The 16,014-nt window shown below is 45.6% G+C and carries 15 protein-coding genes and 1 pseudogene; 3 read left to right on the top strand and 13 right to left on the bottom strand.

Features of this window, described 5'->3' with window-relative positions; all coding sequences use genetic code 11:
- Positions 1–207 (bottom strand): hypothetical protein, encoded by a 207-nt coding sequence (locus CHA6605_RS34775; protein ID WP_157260284.1) that lies wholly within the window; start codon positions 205–207, stop codon positions 1–3.
- Between CHA6605_RS34775 and CHA6605_RS29545 the strand changes: the two genes are divergently transcribed.
- Positions 206–871, top strand: a complete 666-nt coding sequence (locus CHA6605_RS29545) for a helix-turn-helix transcriptional regulator (RefSeq protein ID WP_015328841.1) — start codon at positions 206–208, stop codon at positions 869–871. The genes CHA6605_RS34775 and CHA6605_RS29545 overlap by 2 nt on opposite strands.
- Positions 872–908: 37 nt before the next feature.
- Here the strand turns inward: CHA6605_RS29545 and CHA6605_RS35975 are convergent, their stop codons facing one another.
- Positions 909–1,067, bottom strand: a complete 159-nt coding sequence (locus CHA6605_RS35975; RefSeq protein ID WP_157260283.1) for a hypothetical protein — start codon at positions 1,065–1,067, stop codon at positions 909–911.
- A 104-nt stretch (positions 1,068–1,171) separates the two neighbouring features.
- On the opposite strand from CHA6605_RS35975, the pseudogene CHA6605_RS37440 reads away from it, so the two are divergent.
- A pseudogene (locus CHA6605_RS37440) lies at positions 1,172–1,336 on the top strand (phage integrase N-terminal SAM-like domain-containing protein); the annotation flags it as partial.
- A gap of 8 nt (positions 1,337–1,344) precedes the next feature.
- Here the strand turns inward: CHA6605_RS37440 and CHA6605_RS29540 are convergent.
- From CHA6605_RS29540 to CHA6605_RS29490, 11 genes are all read right to left on the bottom strand, one after another.
- Positions 1,345–1,983 carry a histidine phosphatase family protein gene (locus CHA6605_RS29540; RefSeq protein ID WP_015328839.1) on the bottom strand — a complete coding sequence of 213 codons (639 nt, stop codon included), beginning with the start codon at positions 1,981–1,983 and terminating at the stop codon, positions 1,345–1,347.
- Between the two features lie 64 nt (positions 1,984–2,047).
- Positions 2,048–3,079: an L-histidine N(alpha)-methyltransferase gene (egtD, locus tag CHA6605_RS29535; protein ID WP_015328838.1), complete on the bottom strand. Its 1,032-nt coding sequence runs from the start codon at positions 3,077–3,079 to the stop codon at positions 2,048–2,050.
- 87 nt (positions 3,080–3,166) lie between these two features.
- Positions 3,167–4,084 (bottom strand): class I fructose-bisphosphate aldolase, encoded by a 918-nt coding sequence (locus tag CHA6605_RS29530; protein ID WP_015328837.1) that lies wholly within the window; start codon positions 4,082–4,084, stop codon positions 3,167–3,169.
- A 227-nt stretch (positions 4,085–4,311) separates the two neighbouring features.
- Positions 4,312–5,331 carry a glucokinase gene (gene glk / locus CHA6605_RS29525; RefSeq protein ID WP_015328836.1) on the bottom strand — a complete coding sequence of 340 codons (1,020 nt, stop codon included), beginning with the start codon at positions 5,329–5,331 and terminating at the stop codon, positions 4,312–4,314.
- Complete coding sequence (gene tal, locus CHA6605_RS29520) at positions 5,328–6,491, bottom strand: transaldolase (RefSeq protein WP_015328835.1); 1,164 nt, start codon at positions 6,489–6,491, stop codon at positions 5,328–5,330. Before tal ends, glk begins: the two co-directional genes overlap by 4 nt.
- Positions 6,492–6,526: 35 nt before the next feature.
- Entirely contained in the window at positions 6,527–9,244 is a 2,718-nt protein-coding gene (locus CHA6605_RS29515) for an MGH1-like glycoside hydrolase domain-containing protein (protein WP_015328834.1), read from the bottom strand.
- A gap of 280 nt (positions 9,245–9,524) precedes the next feature.
- Positions 9,525–9,920, bottom strand: a complete 396-nt coding sequence (locus tag CHA6605_RS32245) for a hypothetical protein (RefSeq protein ID WP_015328833.1) — start codon at positions 9,918–9,920, stop codon at positions 9,525–9,527.
- A 202-nt stretch (positions 9,921–10,122) separates the two neighbouring features.
- A complete protein-coding gene (locus CHA6605_RS29505) occupies positions 10,123–12,135 on the bottom strand; it encodes an amylo-alpha-1,6-glucosidase (protein ID WP_015328832.1) in 2,013 nt (670 codons plus the stop codon).
- A gap of 291 nt (positions 12,136–12,426) precedes the next feature.
- Positions 12,427–12,885, bottom strand: coding sequence for a hypothetical protein (locus tag CHA6605_RS32240; RefSeq protein ID WP_015328831.1), 459 nt, complete (start codon positions 12,883–12,885; stop codon positions 12,427–12,429).
- A 100-nt stretch (positions 12,886–12,985) separates the two neighbouring features.
- On the bottom strand, positions 12,986–13,348 hold the full coding sequence (locus CHA6605_RS29495; RefSeq protein WP_015328830.1) for a hypothetical protein: 363 nt from the start codon (positions 13,346–13,348) through the stop codon (positions 12,986–12,988).
- 458 nt (positions 13,349–13,806) lie between these two features.
- Positions 13,807–14,181 (bottom strand): hypothetical protein, encoded by a 375-nt coding sequence (locus CHA6605_RS29490; RefSeq protein ID WP_015328829.1) that lies wholly within the window; start codon positions 14,179–14,181, stop codon positions 13,807–13,809.
- 537 nt (positions 14,182–14,718) lie between these two features.
- Here CHA6605_RS29490 and CHA6605_RS29485 point away from each other — a divergent pair.
- Positions 14,719–15,714 (top strand): tyrosine-type recombinase/integrase, encoded by a 996-nt coding sequence (locus CHA6605_RS29485; RefSeq protein WP_232432341.1) that lies wholly within the window; start codon positions 14,719–14,721, stop codon positions 15,712–15,714.
- Positions 15,715–16,014: the final 300 nt, after the last annotated feature.

Genomic DNA, 16,014 nt, shown 5'->3' with positions numbered 1-16,014 from the left:
CTAACGTTGCTGTTCAGCGGCTACCAAAGACTTGTACCACAGCACCAAGCAAATTTGTAGTCCGCTGCAACAGCGTTGTTCTGCCGCGCTTGAAGCGAGAGCCTTAACTACTCCAATCGATACCACAGATATATTTGTCAAGCAACACTTGACAACCCATTTTGCTAAGATGTAAAGTAATACTTGACGGCAAGCAGGCAGACCCATGAAAAATCGACTGAAAGAACTTCGACAACTGCATCAATGGTCACAATCTGACCTTGCTAGAGAGTTAGGAGTCAGTCGTCAGGCGGTAAATGGGTTTGAGTCAGGTAAATTTGACCCCAGCCTAGATATGGCATTCAAAATTGCCAACCTGTTTCACGTCGCAATCGAAGACGTTTTCATTTACGAGGCAAAGCACACGATGCAAACACTAGTTGAGCGGGTTAAAAATTTCTTTGGCTTTGAGTTTGGGTTCGAGCGGTTCACGGAAAAGGCGATCGACGCACTCAATTTTGCTCGCAATGAGGCAGCACGATCGCAAAACTTGCAAGTCGAACCCGAACACCTCCTGGCTGGATTACTGGCTGATTCAACCACCACTTCTGCTCGTTTACTTCGAGCCAACGGTGTGAAGTTGGATATCGAAACCAATGAGCATTCGTTTGAATCTCGTGAGAATTTAGAGTTCAGTCCACAAAGTAAGTTCATTCTGGAGCTTGCCCTGCAAATTGTTCGGCTTCAGGGTAAAAAGTCGATTGGAACGGAGCATCTCTTGTGGGGGGTAGTCCGACTCGCTGAAACAGACAAAGCTATTTTGAGCGAACTGTTTCAACGTTACGAAATTGATGCCGTAGCCTTGAACAATCAACTCACAGAAACAGTTTAATTCAGACTAAAGGACGACTCAAACCACCCTACACCTACTAGATCTTCAGAATCTCGGTAGGTGCTTTTTTATCCATCTCACTAGTAAGCCTCAAATCACTGTCATCACCCGAAACGCGAGCGGCAGAACTATTATTAGGCGGAAACTTTCCACCTATCCACCCAAATTCGGGTAGATCGACTGAAAAATTCAGCATATTCTCCATATAGAAGCAGAATGTTTCTGCCTATCATCCTATTCAAGGTGGATCTGCTGCATTTTTCAACATATTGAAACATTATGTAAAATCTCCCTAAGAAACTGCTAGAGCAAGTTAGAGACATAATCCGTCTTAAGCATTACTCCTACCTTACAGAAGAAACATACGTGTAGTGGATCGTTCGATACATTTTATTTCATAGCAAGCGTCATCCCAAAGATATGGGAGTCCCAGAAATAGAGGAATTTTCAACTTATCTAGCAGTACGAGTATGTCAAGTTCCTGGGAGATCGCGCAATCGATCGGTCAAATGCGATCGATCTGCAAGTACTTTTAATAGTGGGCCATGTTTGCCAAATTCGACAATACTCACACCACAGACAGGCATTCCCAATCGATACCGAAATCGCCCCGCATCGATACCGAGCAGGCTGCATAACAAGATCCGAATTGTTGCTTTATGCGATACGACTAAAACATTGCCTGTGGAATGTTTTTGACTGATTTCTTCAACTACCGCTAGCGCGCGAGCCGCGATCGCCATTGCTGTTTCGCCGCCTGTGGGTGGATTCCAGCCCGGATCTGCCAACCACCGCAAATAGTCATCGTGATACTCGGCATTAACTGTATCCACATCCTTGCCTTCCCAGGCACCATAATTAATCTCTTGCAATCCATCGCGCAAATGTACCTCCATATTTAGCTTATTTGCCAAAGGTTCGGCTGTTAACATTGCCCGTTCTTTAGGACTACAATAAATCGCCTCCCAAGGTTTGTTGGCATAAGCTGCTGCAAACAATTGTGCCATTTCTTCACCGTCGGGAGTTAGAGATGGATCGATCGATCCACAAAATAGATTGCCACGACTGGAGGCTGTTTGTCCGTGGCGGAGAAAGTAAATATTTAGAGTCATTATTGTTAACGATTTTGATTTGATATTGATGTCGATCGTGAAGAAAGATAGATTGTTCTGGAATTCAAGGACAATCCTCCCCCGTACATTGACGTTGACATAGCAGCAATCCAAACCAATCCTGTGAATCCGTCCAGATTTGGAGCGGCTTAAAAGCGTGAGTTGCTAGAATATCGACCAGAGTTGGTAATTGAAACTTGTGCGAAATTTCTGTGTGGATTGTTTCGTTAGCATTAATGGTGAATTGGTAATTTAATGCTTTTAGAAAAACAGTTTGAGTTACTAGGCTGCGTAAGTGCATTTCAATCCGGTGTTGTTTGCAGTCGTAAAAAGCCAAATGCTTGAAGAGATTGAGATCGAAGTTACCATCAAAGCGATGATTGAGATGACTGAGAATATTCAGATTAAACTTAGCAGTCACACCTCTATCGTCATTATAGGCAGCTTCGATCGTCTCGATCGGTTTTTGTAAATCGACACCCAATAAGAAAAATTCTCCAGGCTGAAGTGCTTGTTTGATTTGGTTCAAGAAACTGCTCCGCTGCTCGTCGGTGAGATTGCCCAAGGTGCTACCCAAGAAAATCAGCAGTCGATTTTCTAATTCTGCTGGGGGTAACTGTGCTAATGCTTGCTCGTAAGTTCCCGCAATCCCACACAATTGAAGGTGGGGATAGCGATCGAGTAATGCTAATGCTGTTGCCTTGAGAATGCCCGCACTGACATCGATCGGATAGTAATGTAACTGGCGATTTAGCTGAGTGTAAGCATCCAATAAAATGCGAGTTTTACGAGAACTACCGCTGCCTAATTCCACTAATTCACACGCACCTGTAAATCGCGTAATTTCGGTGGCATATTTCTCGATAATCGACTGCTCGGTGCGGGTGGGATAATATTCGGGTAAATCGGTAATTTGCTCGAATAATTCCGAACCGAGATCGTCATAAAGGTAGCGAGAAGGCAGGGTCTTTTGACTTTGGCTCAAGCCTTGAATGATATCTAGACCATCATCTATTAGTTCTTCCGCACCTGTGACAGTAATCCACCGAAATCGAGCATTTTCGCTACCTTCGCTTTTGAGTTGAGTAACTTTCATTTGTTGTCTCTATTGTTGAATGAAGAGATTGGTTAATTGCGGCAGTCGCTGGTATTTTTAGGAATACGATCTCGATCGAATCGCGTCTCAGGCGTTGCCATAAATCCCCATAATGGTGTCTAGTAATTTCAACGCATCAGGTTGAGAGCGTTGGAAGGAGTTGCGCCCAATAATCGAGCCAAATCCGCCACCATCCGCGATCGCCTGAATCTGTTCCAGCAGCTTCTCGTCGGTTTCGGTCGCACCGCCAGAGAAAATCACCATCCGATTGCCGCCAAAGGTACATTGCACCACATGCCGGACGCGCTCTGCCAAAGTATGAATCGGTACTTGCTGTTGCTCGTAAACTTTCCGCGCTGCATCCTGTTCGATCTGCTCGCTGGGCAGTTTGACTTTGATGATATGGGCACCCAATTGGGCGGCAATATGGGCGGCATAAGCGGTTACATCAATCGCGGTTTCGCCTGCTTTACTCAAGCTCGATCCGCGTGGATAAGACCAAATAATTACGGCTAACCCATGCCGTTTGGCTTCTTCAGCGTAGGCACGGATTTGACCGTACATTTCTAAGCGATGCGTAGAACCAGGATAGATCGTAAAACCAATGCCCACACAGCCCAGCCGGAGAGCATCCTGGACGCTGCCAGTCAATGCCTGGAATGGGTCTGGCTCATCGACCAACACGTCATGGTCGTTGACTTTGAGAATTAACGGAATTTGTCCGGCAAAGTTTCTGGCTCCGGCTTCGAGAAAACCGAGGGGAGCCGCATAAGCATTGCATCCTGCCGCGATCGCTAATTCAAAGTGATAATGGGGATGATAAGCCGCCGGATTTGCTGCAAAACTGCGGGCGGGGCCATGTTCAAAGCCCTGATCTACAGGCAAAATCACTAATTTTCCGGTGCCAGCAAGTTTCCCGTGATTTAGTAAGCGAGCCAGGTTGGTCAGGGTGCCAGGATTGTCGCTACCATACCAACTGAGGATTTCTTTTACTCGTGCTGTCATGTGTTGTCTCCGATTTGATAGATTTTGTTCGATCGATTGAAGTCTTAAATTCGGCTATTTAGTTAGAAGCTATGTGCAAACATTTATTAGATAGAGATTGCCTAAACCCTAGATGGTGGGCAGTGCCCACCCTACGCAATGTCTTTGCTAATGATGCAAAGTCCGCCTACGCAGACTGAAATATTACCAGCGGTTAAAACCGCTGAAGTTATAACGAGATTGGGTTATTAAAAGACGCTATGCGATCGATTACTTGCCGCAACTGCTGCACCCAAAAGAGCCGTTTTGTCATTGAGAATCACCCGTACTGGCATTGCTTTGAGAAGTGATGCCATCCGACCTTTAGCAGTAAAGGCATCCATAAACGTCGTCGAACCGTTAATTTGTTCGATGATTTTGGGGGCGATCCCACCGCCGATAAATACTCCTCCCGTTGCTTTCATGGTGAGTGCCAGGTTGCCAGCCTCCGCACCGTAGATGGAAATAAATAGATCTAGTGTTAATTCACACAGGATAGACTCTCTGGCTAAAGCGGCTTGAGTAATGACACTGGGGGGATTTTGGTGCTGGATTTCGGCTGAGAGCCAATCTGGTTCCGTTCCCCGTCCGGTATCGCGCAAGAATTTGTAGATGTTGTACAATCCTGACCCAGAGAGGACTCGTTCCCAACTGACCCGACCGAATTGAGCCATTAAATAACGTAATAAATCGATTTCCAGCTCGTCGCGAGGCGCAAAATCAGCATGACCGCCTTCGGAGGCGATCGATCGATATGCTCGACCATCCCAGTACAGCCCCGCTTCGCCTAAACCCGTGCCCGCCGAAATGAGTGCGGCATTGCCATCAGCATCGGGTTCGCCAGAATTGAGAGTTACAAAGTCGGTGGGTTGGAGGACGGCAATGCCCAGAGCGTTGGCTTCGAGGTCATTAATTAAACCCACGGTGGCTAGATCTAAGCTAGTAGCTAAAACCTGGGCATCGACGACCCACGGTAGATTGGTTGCCTGACAGCGACCGTGTTTGACTGGCCCCGCAATCCCAAAACAGGCATGAGTTATCGGCTGGGAATGAATCGATCGAAATTTACTAACGATCGCCTCTAGATTGGGATAATTGCCGCTCGGAAAGGTGGCTGACTCGTTGGCAAAGCCTCTCGGAACGAGAATCGGATCGAGCGTACCTCCATTCGATTCAAACAATGCCAGACGGGTATTTGTACCGCCAATATCACCAGCTAAGATCGTCATTTCACTTTACTCAAGACTGCTTGCCGTTTCTGCTCCACCGCACCCAATAATCGATCGAAGGCATCGCTAAATAATTGCAATCCCTCTTGCAGCAATCGATCTGTCACATCAGAGAGGGAAATTCCGACTAGAGCGAGATTCGACAGCACTTCACGAGCGATTTGGACATCTTTAGTGAGCGTGGCACTAGCTGTACCTCGATCGCGAAAAGCAGCCAGAGTCGCTGGTGGAATGGTATCGACCGTATCGGCACCGATCAACTCCTCGACATATAAAACCTCGCTTTGGTGGGGATTTTTCGTACCCGTACTCGCCCATAGCAACCGTTGCGATTGCGCCCCATATGCGGCGAGTCGCTGCCACCGCCCGCTCTGACAGAGGTTTTGATAGTATTCATAAGCAAGTTTGGCATTGGCGATCGCCACCCGTCCCGACAATGATGCGAGCAGATCTTGCTGTTTTCGATCGGTAGTGGTTTTAAGTTGCTCGGTAATGAGATTATCGATCGCCGTGTCGATGCGGCTGATAAAGAAACTAGCCACACTAGCAACTCGGCTGACATCGCCCCCCGCATCGGCATACTTCTCCAAGCCTGATATATAAGCGGTGGCAACCCGATCGTAAGCTGCTTGGGAAAATAATAAGGTGACATTGACGTTAATTCCTTCGCTTATCAGTTGCTCGATCGCCAGTATCCCCGCGTCGGTAGCCGGAACTTTAACCATCAGATTGGGTCGATCGACCGCTTGCCACAGCCGCCGCGCTTCCTGGAGTGTTTGCTCCGTATCGTTGGCTAGGTAAGGAGCGACTTCGAGACTGACATAACCATCGCGGCGATCGGTTTTGGCGTAAATCGGGGCGAGAATATCGGCGGTGGCTTGGATATCGGCGATCGCCAGTTGCTCGTAGAGGTCAATTGCATCTCGATCGTGTTCGGTTTCTAATGCTTGGATGGCATCATCATAATCCGTACTGCCCGCGATCGCCTTCTCGAAAATCGCTGGATTTGAGGTCACGCCCCAAATCTCCCCTGCTGTTACCATCTGTTGGAGTTCGCCACTAGTAATCGAACTGCGACGAATATAATCCAGCCAAGCTGATTGTCCGTATGTTGGTAATAATTGCAATGAATTCATCTGCGTAGTTGGTATATTTAACATGATTACCACCAATATTTGTTGCTAAGATTTACGATTTAATCGATCGATTTCAAGTGAATTTCTGACTCTAGATCTGGCTGTCGATCGGCCATGTCACGTTCGCCCAATTGTTGAATCAACTGCGCTACAAGTCCCGTCCAGCCCGTTTGATGACTGGCACCAATTCCGGCTCCATTATCCCCATGAAAATATTCATAGAACAGGATTAAATCGCGCCAATGTGGATCTGTTTGAAACTTCTCAGCCCCACCATAAACAGGCCGATTTCCAGCGGAATTTCTCAAGAAAATTTGCGTCAGTCGTCGGGATAATTCGATCGCCACTTCTGCCAATGTCAGCATTTGCCCCGAACCCGTCGGGCATTCAACTTTGAGATCGTCACCAAAATAATGATGAAACTTTTGGAGCGATTCAATCAGGAGAAAATTGACTGGGAACCAGACGGGGCCGCGCCAATTAGAATTCCCGCCAAATAACCCACTCGTCGATTCGGCTGGCTCGTAATTGACATAAAAATCCATGCCATTAGTCTGAAAATGGTAGGGATGTTCGGCATGGTGGCGAGAAATTGCCCGAATGCCATAATCGCTAAAGAATTCGGATTCATCCAACATTTTTTGTAAAATGCGTTGCAATTTCTCCTTGTAAACGATCGCCAGTAATCGTCTAGCTCCTCTGCCAGGGGTTTCCATACAAGCAACATTACGCCGCAGATCGTGACGATTTCTGATAAACCATTCCATCCGCTTCTTAAAGCTGGGCAAAGCTTTAATTGTTTCCGGTTCCAAAGTTCCCACCGCAAACAGCGGTATTAATCCCACTAGCGATCGCACTTTCATTTCAATTTGGCGATGGTCGGGCAAATGCAGCACATCATAATAAAAACCATCTGACTCATTCCACAATGATGCTTCCATTTCACCAATGTGGTTCATGGCATTGGCAATATATAAATAGTGTTCAAAGAACTTGCTCGCAATATCTTCATAAACTGGATTAATTTTTGCTAGCTCTAAAGCAATTTCGAGCATGTTCAAACAATACATCCCCATCCAACTGGTGCCATCAGATTGGTCGATGTATCCACCCGTCGGCAATTCGTTACTGCGATCGAATACGCCAATATTATCTAGCCCCAAAAATCCGCCTTGAAAGACATTATTGCCGCGAATATCTTTGCGATTCACCCACCAGGTAAAATTGAGCATTAGTTTTTGGAAAACGCGCTCTAGAAATTGGGAATCGGATTTCCCATACATTTGCTGCTCGATCTGATAAACGCGCCAAGTCGCCCAAGCATGAACGGGGGGATTAACATCGCCAAATGCCCATTCATAAGCCGGAATTTGTCCATTGGGGTGCATATACCATTCGCGGGTCAAGATATCCAATTGATACTTGGCAAAGTCGGGATCGATCGTCGCTAAAGTTATACAATGAAACGCTAAATCCCAAGCCGCAAACCACGGATATTCCCACTTGTCGCACATCGACAGAATATCATCGGTATACAGATGAAACCACTCCTGATTTCTGCCTTGTTTGCGTTCTGCGGGTGGCTTCGGTTCGCTAGCATCCCCCTTGAGCCAATCTTCGACGATATAGTGGTAATACTGCTTGCACCATAACATCCCCGCAAATGCCTGACGCTGCACATTTCGCATGTCTTCACTCAGGGAAAATGGTGTAACTCGGTGATAAAATGCGTCTGCTTCTTGTTTGCGAAGTGCGAAAGTTGCATTAAAATCATCACCCAACGGTTCCTTTAAATTTGGGACATCGCTAAGGCGCAACTGAATCGTTTGGGTGGCTCCAGGCTCGATCGATAGCACATAATGAATCGCAGATTTCGTGCCGATACGATCTGGATTTACAGCCTGTTTATTTCCATTAATAATATAATCATTAATGCTGTCTTTGACATAAGGCGCAGCATTTGGATTACTAAATATGCGTTCGTTATTAGTCTCATTTTCTGTAAATAACAGTTTGCCATTACCACGAGCATATAGCCAATATTTCCCTAATGTTGGATGATTTGCTTCAATAATATTCAGATCGTCGCTCGTCTGAATTGCTTGGAGCGTTGGTTTACTCTCTTCATCTCCATGCCACGACCAGGTATTGCGAAACCACAGCGTTGGCAGTAGATGGAGCGATCGAGCTTCAGATCCGCGATTGATGACCGTAACTTGCATCAGCACATCTTCAGCACCAGCTTTGGCATATTCGACAAAGACATCAAAATATCGATCGTCATCAAATATCCCCGTATCTAATAGTTCAAACTCTGGATCTTGCCGCGTGCGCTGACGATTTTCGGCAACTAATCGATCGTAAGGAAATGCTTGATGGGGATATTTATACAACGCCTTCATGTATGAATGCATCGGCGTGTTGTCAAGATAAAAGTAATATTCCTTGACATCTTCCCCATGATTGCCCTCATTCCCCGTCAACCCAAATAATCGCTCTTTAAGAATCGGATCTTCACCATTCCATAAAGCAATTGCCAAACACAACCGCTGATGATTGTCCGAAATCCCCAACAAGCCATCTTCGCCCCAGCGATACGCTCGCGATCGCGCTTGGTCGTGAGTAAAATAGTCCCAAGCCGAACCATAGCGACTATAATCTTCTCGCACCGTCCCCCACTGGCGATCGCTCAAATATGGCCCCCAGCGTCGCCAATGAGCTGTACGGTTATGTGCTTCCTGTAGCCTAATTTCTTCTTGTGTTAGCGCGATCGTCATTGTTGTGTGCCTTATCTCTCTAGGAAAAGGCTGGTACGGCAATTGAAATCGCCACACCAGCGATAAGTTGATTAATTAGGTTTTCATCTACTCAACGATCGTACTCGATCGATCTGAGTCAGTCCTGAGCCGTTCCTGAGAGTAAAATGAGAATTTGATGAAACGATGCAAGTGTAGATGGATTTTTAATAAATTCTCCCGATCGCCTCTAGTATTTGACTAGAGACGATCGGTAGTAATTGAAAAATATAACAACTGAAGTTCAAACCTCCAGATCGCATTAATTGTTGCGAGTCAAGTCATCCAACTGCGATTTAACTCTATCCAAATAGGTTTTGTCATCGATCGAACTAGCTGGCAGTCGATTCATCGCGATCGCGGCTTTAACTAATGTTTCTGGTTTTACCGTCCCATTTCGATAAGCTTGTTCGAGACCTGCCGCAGAGGGAATTCCTTCGCTAGCAAAGAAACCCTGAAAAGCTAAAAAGACTAAGTTAAAAGGGGTGACACCCATCCCATATTTTGCTGACATCGTGGGAAATTTTGCATCCATCATGGGAACATAAGCTTTTCCATGCCCAGCATTGGGATCGGCTTGGGCAATCCCAGCAATACTCAAATGTAAAATGGTTAAACCTGCGAATAAACTATTGGTTAAAACTTTAGATATTTTCATGTTTGGTTTTCCTAACTCGATGAAGTTAGTGTAGATAACTCTCCTGAGAGAACAGCGATCTTTTGCTAAAGTTGTGGTGAGAGTTTGCTGAGAAAATCCTGAGAAATTGTCGAGCGATCTGAATTGAACTTTGGACGAGATCGAAGCAGGAAAGGGATGAACGCCAGTGGTAAACCCAATTCTGCTCGTGCTCGACATTGGGTTATCGATCGATCGCCACCCAAGCGCGTAAAACTTCAGCAACAGTCCAAGCCTGAGCGATACAACCCCGTGGATTCATCGGCGCATCGCCATCGAAGATCTCGCTACAAGTGCCCAAACCGTGTGCCAGCAAGTGATGAGCCATCGGTTCGAGAAATTGTCTTGCCTGAGTTCGATCGCCATATACCTGATAATGTGCCAACACAAACGAACCCAACAACCAGCCCCAAGTCGTACCCTGATGATAGGCTCCGTCGCGTTGTAATTGGTTTCCACCATAATGCCCCTGATATTGAGGATGGTTGGGAGCCAGAGAACGCAGGCCGTGTGAAGTTAACAACGATCGGCTGCAAGTATCCACAACCCCACGTTGTCGATCGGGCGTAAGTAGTGGTGCATAACCTTTTGCGCCCATTCCAGGTAACGACACGGCAAAGATTTGATTCGGACGCAGTGAGGCATCATCGCCATCGGGACTATCGAGGACATCATAACAATAGCCAGTCTCAGCGTTCCAGAAGCGGGAGAATTTAATTAAAGTTCGATCTGCAAGTACATCATATTCGCGAGCGGGTTTACCAAGCTGACGCGCAAACTTGGCTATAGATCGCAAGGCACAGTACCAGAGGGCATTAATTTCGATCGGTTTACCAATGCGCGGTGTCACTACCCAATCGCCGACTTTGGCATCCATCCACGTCAATTGTACGCCCGCTTCTCCGGCATATAGTAACCCATCGCCAGCATCGAGATGAGTATTGTAACGAGTCCCCCGACAATGCCAATCGATAATCTCTGCCAGCACGGGAAAGAGTTCTTCTAACAATTCATCGTCAGCGGTGGCATCGTAGTAACTCCGAATTGCTTCAAAATACCACAGCGTCGCATCGACGGTATTGTACTCCGGCACTTCACCTGCATCGGGAAAGCGATTGGGCAGCATTCCCCGATCTACATATTTAGCAAAGGTAAGTAAAATAGAACGTGCAATTTCCGGTCTTCCCATCGCGATCGTCAATCCAGGTAGACTAATCATCGTATCGCGTCCCCAATCGCCAAACCAGGGATAACCCGCGATGATAGTTTTACCATTGGGTATGCCAGGAACCGATCGATTGACGATAAATTGGTCTGCGGCTAATACCAATCGTTCGATCCAAGCATGGCAATCTTGTTTGTGGTTGGTGGTTTTGGGTCGCTCCTGTTTCCAGAGGTTTAGGAGCTTGTGTTCTCGATCTTGGTAAGATTTAAGTGCTTGTAACCCATCTAGATGAGGCTGTGGTTCGGTGCTAGCGACAAAAACGATCGATTCACCAGGATTGAGTGTAACTTCAAAGGTGGCGGCGTGGAAGTGGTCTTCGCGATCGCTCAAACCGCGATATCGTTCTACGGCTAGATCGAAACCGTAGTGCCAATTATGGGCGGGTGTGGCAATGCCTGTATCGATCGATAAATATAACGGTGTAGCGCGATCGTCGGCAGCGATTTTAATGCCGCCTTCGATTTGCTCGACATTCATTTGCCAGTTGTTACTCTGAGTAATACCATGATAGTCGCGGTAATTGACTAAAGCTTTGAGCGTGAGGGTTAGCGGTTGCGTGGCGCGGCTTAATGTATAGCGAACGTAGGTGGTGTTGGCTCCGTACCGCATCCAGATCCGTTTTTCTAACAAAGCATCCGCACAAGCGAACTGCCAAGTGGGGATGGTGCCTTCTAATTTAAAGCTTTCAATCTGGCGATATCCGTGCGGCTCCACACTACCATCTGCCCACCGATTGGTGTGGAGAGCATAAGTAAGATTGTCATATCCGACTGTTTCATCCAGTTTGGCGAGTAATAAAGTTCGACCCAAGGGCGGCTGTAATGCGGCGACGAGTAAGCCATGATAGCGACGGGCGAGCAGTCCAGCAACAGTACCGGAGGCAAAACCACCAATTCCATTGGTGACTAGCCATTCTCGTGTTTCGGCATTACTGAGCTTGCCACAAATTTCTCGCCCAAATTCGATACTCATTTTACAATTTATGCAGATCTTTTATCAAGGTAATAATTTCATAAGATGCACGAGTTGAGGTAGATAAAATTATCGAGTATTGCCTGAAAATCGATAAATGTAAGATTCAAACCGATCGCTCCATATTGCCATAGGATGAGCTGGAGACTATCGCGTTCGGGTTGATACCGATCGTTGACACCCAATAACTAATTGTAACTTGGCTAGAATACCTCGATCGATCCAAAATACGCGAAAAATATTCTAGCCCTTTATCTGTTTGCGATAAACCACAATTCATATCGCACTCGATTATTGTCGTGTGTTTAACAATTGTAGATCTACAGCATTGAGATAAACCCGATCGGTTTGAGTATCTGGCGATAATTGATTTGAGATAATTGCAGCTTTAACTAGATCTGTAGCAGTAATTGTTTTGCTAGAAACACCAGATTTAAACGAACCAAATCCTGGAACGCCCTGCATCCGATACTCACCTTGATAAGCTAAAGAAACTAATCCAAACGGAGTGAGTTTTGTGTTAGCAGGTGCGTTATCGATCTTTGCTGTGGACATCGCAATAACTCCAGTTCTGGTTCCTGTCCGGATTGACAATACAGACGGGGTGATTTGTGTATTGTCGATCGAAGTTACTGTTGCTGTTGGTGCTGACATGGCGATCTGTTCGGTTCGAGTGCCTGCTTTGACAGATGTAGTGGTAGCTAAAGATAGACAAAGGATTGATAAACCAATAAGTACAAAGCGTTTCATAAGTGTTAACCTTCTAGTTGTTTGACTTAATTACGATCGTCAGGCTCTTGCCTGAGATAATATTGAGTAGTTGCGGAGAATTTGACAAGACATCGATCGATTAGCTATCTGCAAACGATAGTTGCAGTTCGAGCGCATTGAGATAAGCGCGATCGGATTGAGTCTCTGGAGTTAATTGATTGGCATCGATCGCTGCTTTGACTAAATCTTTGGCTGTAATTTTTTTATTAGAAACAGCAGACTGAAACGAACCAAATCCAGGGATGCCTTGCGTCCGATACTCACCTTGATAAGCAAGAGAAACTAATGCAAATGGGGTGATTCTTGTTTTGACAACAGGATTATTGACGATTGTTGCTGTGGACATTGCCAGAGTCTCCATACGTGTTTCTGCTTTGACAGATGTAGTTGCAGCTAAAGATAGACAAAGGATTGATAAACCGACAAGCGCGAAGCGTTTCATAAGGGTTAACCTCTTAGTTGTTTGACTTGACTACTACTATGAGGCTCTTCCCTGAGTCTGTCTTGATAGTTTCCTGAGAATTTGATAAGAAATAGCAGTGTATAAATTAAGGATCTTATTTTTGCGGAGATCGTACTAATCGAAATATCAATGTAATCGGAATTGTGACTAAACTGCAAAAAATCCCAGCAGCGACCGCCCTGAGAATGGGATTGAATATTGTATTCATCGTTGATTTAGTTACTCTCATTTCAGGAGTAGATCTAACTTCACATTGATTAGAAAAGAAGGATACATTACTCTATCATCAGATTGCAAGCAATAGTTCTCAAGCAAGACAAATCATCTTGTCTTACTTGAGAGAGTAGGTAAAGCTTTAAGTTGTCGCGATCGCGAGTTCGATCGGCAGATCTCGTTGCAAAGAGCGTATGCTCCTAATTCGATCGAAGAAGATTGTATTATTTGACCTCACTAGGTTTGAACTTAGCAATCCGACCTTTTTTTGCAGCGACAACTACATCATAAGTCGTACATAGTGAAAGTGTCGTGTTGTCCTTTTTACTATATAGGTTGACTACCATACCCGCCCCACCTACTTGAATGCCAATGGGGCTGAGATCTTTTGGGTACAACTTGCGGAGTAAATCCCCACTTCCAGGCTTACCTTTGATAGCCAGAATTTGGTCGATTTTACCTTGGCTTTCACTTTTGCTTTCACTCATGCTTTGAGCGGATGCCTGGAAAGAATTAGGATTGAATGCTGGTAAAGAAGTTATCGAGACTGCTGTGCCACTAATAACGATCGTGGTGGCTAGAAGGGAAGTGAGTTTCATGTTATTTATCCTGGTGTTGGTTTATAAAAGGTCTAAGAGCGATTACTTATATAATCGCAACAAGGTTTGAGTCACACCTGAAATGAGACTTATAGTTTCCTGAATTTTTAGATTTATATTTTTTATGCTCCTCTCAGCAAATTCTCAGGAATGTTTGGTATAGAAAGGCGAGGACTATCTATACCATTGCTGGCAAATTTGTCGCGGTGCTTAATAATTCACCTTGTTCCAGCCATTCTTGCCAGTCTGGGTAAATCTGTTATTAGGTTTAGTGACAAGGGATGGACGCTTTCAATCGATCTCGTAATTTCACGTTTGAGAATCTTGCATAACGTGAATATGAGTCCAGGCGTTTGTTTGCAGCTCTGGTGGTTAGATAAAAAAACATTGTCGCGTTCTTAATTTCGATCGTGACACCGTGCGACTTGAGAGAGCATCAAGTGGAAAATTGGAACGCGATAAACTAATTTGTCGTGTGCTTATTTTGCGCTAAAATGCCAGTATCTGTAGCAAGTAAAGTCGCTCTCTAACTTGCCTATGAATTCCATGCGATCGCCAGTCTCCAAAACCATTCCAGTACCTAACTTACCCGAAGTCACTCGGTCTTCCTCAGAACTTCTGGCTGAGTTCCTGCGCCTGAAAATTTCTGCCAATACTCAGAGAAACTACAGCAAAGCAATCGCCGATTTTTGTCGCCGTACCTATAATAGCGAAGCATCAGAGCAGCTTTTGAGCCAGTTTCTGTCCCTATATCAGCCCGAAGCCGTCTATCAAGCCCTACAATACCGACAACTGCTGATTGAAGCCAAGCTAGCCCCCAGCACGATTAACGTAAGGCTCTCAGCTCTAAAATCCTTCGTTGATTACGCACGTACCGTAGAGCAGTGTAGCTTCAATCTGGCCGATGTCGCCTGTCTAAAAGTAGAGAGTTATGGCGACACTACGGGGATTGAGGTAGCAGGGTTTAGGGAAATGCTGCAAATTCCAGATCGCAGCACCGTCAAAGGGATCAGAGATTATGCGATCTTGCGATTACTTTGGGACAATGCCTTGCGTCGAAATGAAATCTGTAGCCTGGATATGGGGGATTTTAGCGCATCTGGAAGATTAGCGATTTTGGGTAAGGGGAAGATGCAAAAAAGTCAGATCGACTTATCATCAGCAACCACCATCGCGATCTCACAATGGTTGGCCGTCAGAGACGATTATCGTTCGCGCAGCGTCTCCTGCGGAGAATCGTCAGATCCCCTTTTCACTAGTCTAGATCGCCGCAGCAAGGGGCACAGACTCGATGGCAGCACTATTTATCGAATGGTGCGAAAGTTTAGTGAATCAGCGGGGATCGAGAAGGTAGTCTCCCCTCACCGAATCAGGCACAGTGCCATCACCGCCTACCTTGATGCCAGCGACGGTAATATTCGAGCCGCTCAAGGCTTGAGCCGTCATGCCAATCTCAACACCCTCAATCGCTACGACGATAATCGTCATAAATATCAGGCCCAGGCTACTAATGTTTTGGCAGATTTAGTTTAAATTTACCCTGCGCCTGAATATTCTCTTACCTTTCCACTCCCAAAAATCGGGTTAGATCTGTGGGCTTTTCGATCGAAAACATCAAAATTTGGGAATCGGCTCTAACCGATGTCTGGTATAAACTACAGAAAAAGCATATACCGCTAAATGCTATTAGCGGTATATTAAAAAAAGAGTGAAAATTCCCCCAAATTTCCCAGCAATTTATTGCCAACCTTGAATTATTAAAACTTATGGAATTTATGATGACCTAAATTATTCCGTGCATCTGGCTAAATTCAATGGAGCAACCTACTAGTA

The organism is Chamaesiphon minutus PCC 6605, from assembly GCF_000317145.1.
Lineage (GTDB): Bacteria > Cyanobacteriota > Cyanobacteriia > Cyanobacteriales > Chamaesiphonaceae > Chamaesiphon > Chamaesiphon minutus.
The sequence above is the reverse complement of the archived record's forward strand: the minus strand, read 5'-3'. Positions and strand labels throughout refer to the sequence as shown.

Bases quoted from the DNA above. Each gene is read 5' to 3' on its own strand.
- CHA6605_RS32240 (WP_015328831.1), bottom strand. From the start codon at position 12,885: ATGAAACGCTTTGTACTTATTGGTTTATCAATCCTTTGTCTATCTTTA.
- CHA6605_RS29490 (WP_015328829.1), bottom strand. From the start codon at position 14,181: ATGAAACTCACTTCCCTTCTAGCCACCACGATCGTTATTAGTGGCACA.
- CHA6605_RS34775 (WP_157260284.1), bottom strand. From the start codon at position 207: ATGGGTCTGCCTGCTTGCCGTCAAGTATTACTTTACATCTTAGCAAAA.
- CHA6605_RS29530 (WP_015328837.1), bottom strand. From the start codon at position 4,084: ATGACAGCACGAGTAAAAGAAATCCTCAGTTGGTATGGTAGCGACAAT.
- CHA6605_RS29495 (WP_015328830.1), bottom strand. From the start codon at position 13,348: ATGAAACGCTTCGCGCTTGTCGGTTTATCAATCCTTTGTCTATCTTTA.
- tal (WP_015328835.1), bottom strand. From the start codon at position 6,491: ATGTTAAATATACCAACTACGCAGATGAATTCATTGCAATTATTACCA.
- CHA6605_RS35975 (WP_157260283.1), bottom strand. From the start codon at position 1,067: ATGCTGAATTTTTCAGTCGATCTACCCGAATTTGGGTGGATAGGTGGA.
- CHA6605_RS29515 (WP_015328834.1), bottom strand. From the start codon at position 9,244: ATGACGATCGCGCTAACACAAGAAGAAATTAGGCTACAGGAAGCACAT.
- egtD (WP_015328838.1), bottom strand. From the start codon at position 3,079: ATGAAAGTTACTCAACTCAAAAGCGAAGGTAGCGAAAATGCTCGATTT.
- CHA6605_RS29540 (WP_015328839.1), bottom strand. From the start codon at position 1,983: ATGACTCTAAATATTTACTTTCTCCGCCACGGACAAACAGCCTCCAGT.
- CHA6605_RS29545 (WP_015328841.1), top strand. From the start codon at position 206: ATGAAAAATCGACTGAAAGAACTTCGACAACTGCATCAATGGTCACAA.
- glk (WP_015328836.1), bottom strand. From the start codon at position 5,331: ATGACGATCTTAGCTGGTGATATTGGCGGTACAAATACCCGTCTGGCA.
- CHA6605_RS29485 (WP_232432341.1), top strand. From the start codon at position 14,719: ATGAATTCCATGCGATCGCCAGTCTCCAAAACCATTCCAGTACCTAAC.
- CHA6605_RS29505 (WP_015328832.1), bottom strand. From the start codon at position 12,135: ATGAGTATCGAATTTGGGCGAGAAATTTGTGGCAAGCTCAGTAATGCC.
- CHA6605_RS32245 (WP_015328833.1), bottom strand. From the start codon at position 9,920: ATGAAAATATCTAAAGTTTTAACCAATAGTTTATTCGCAGGTTTAACC.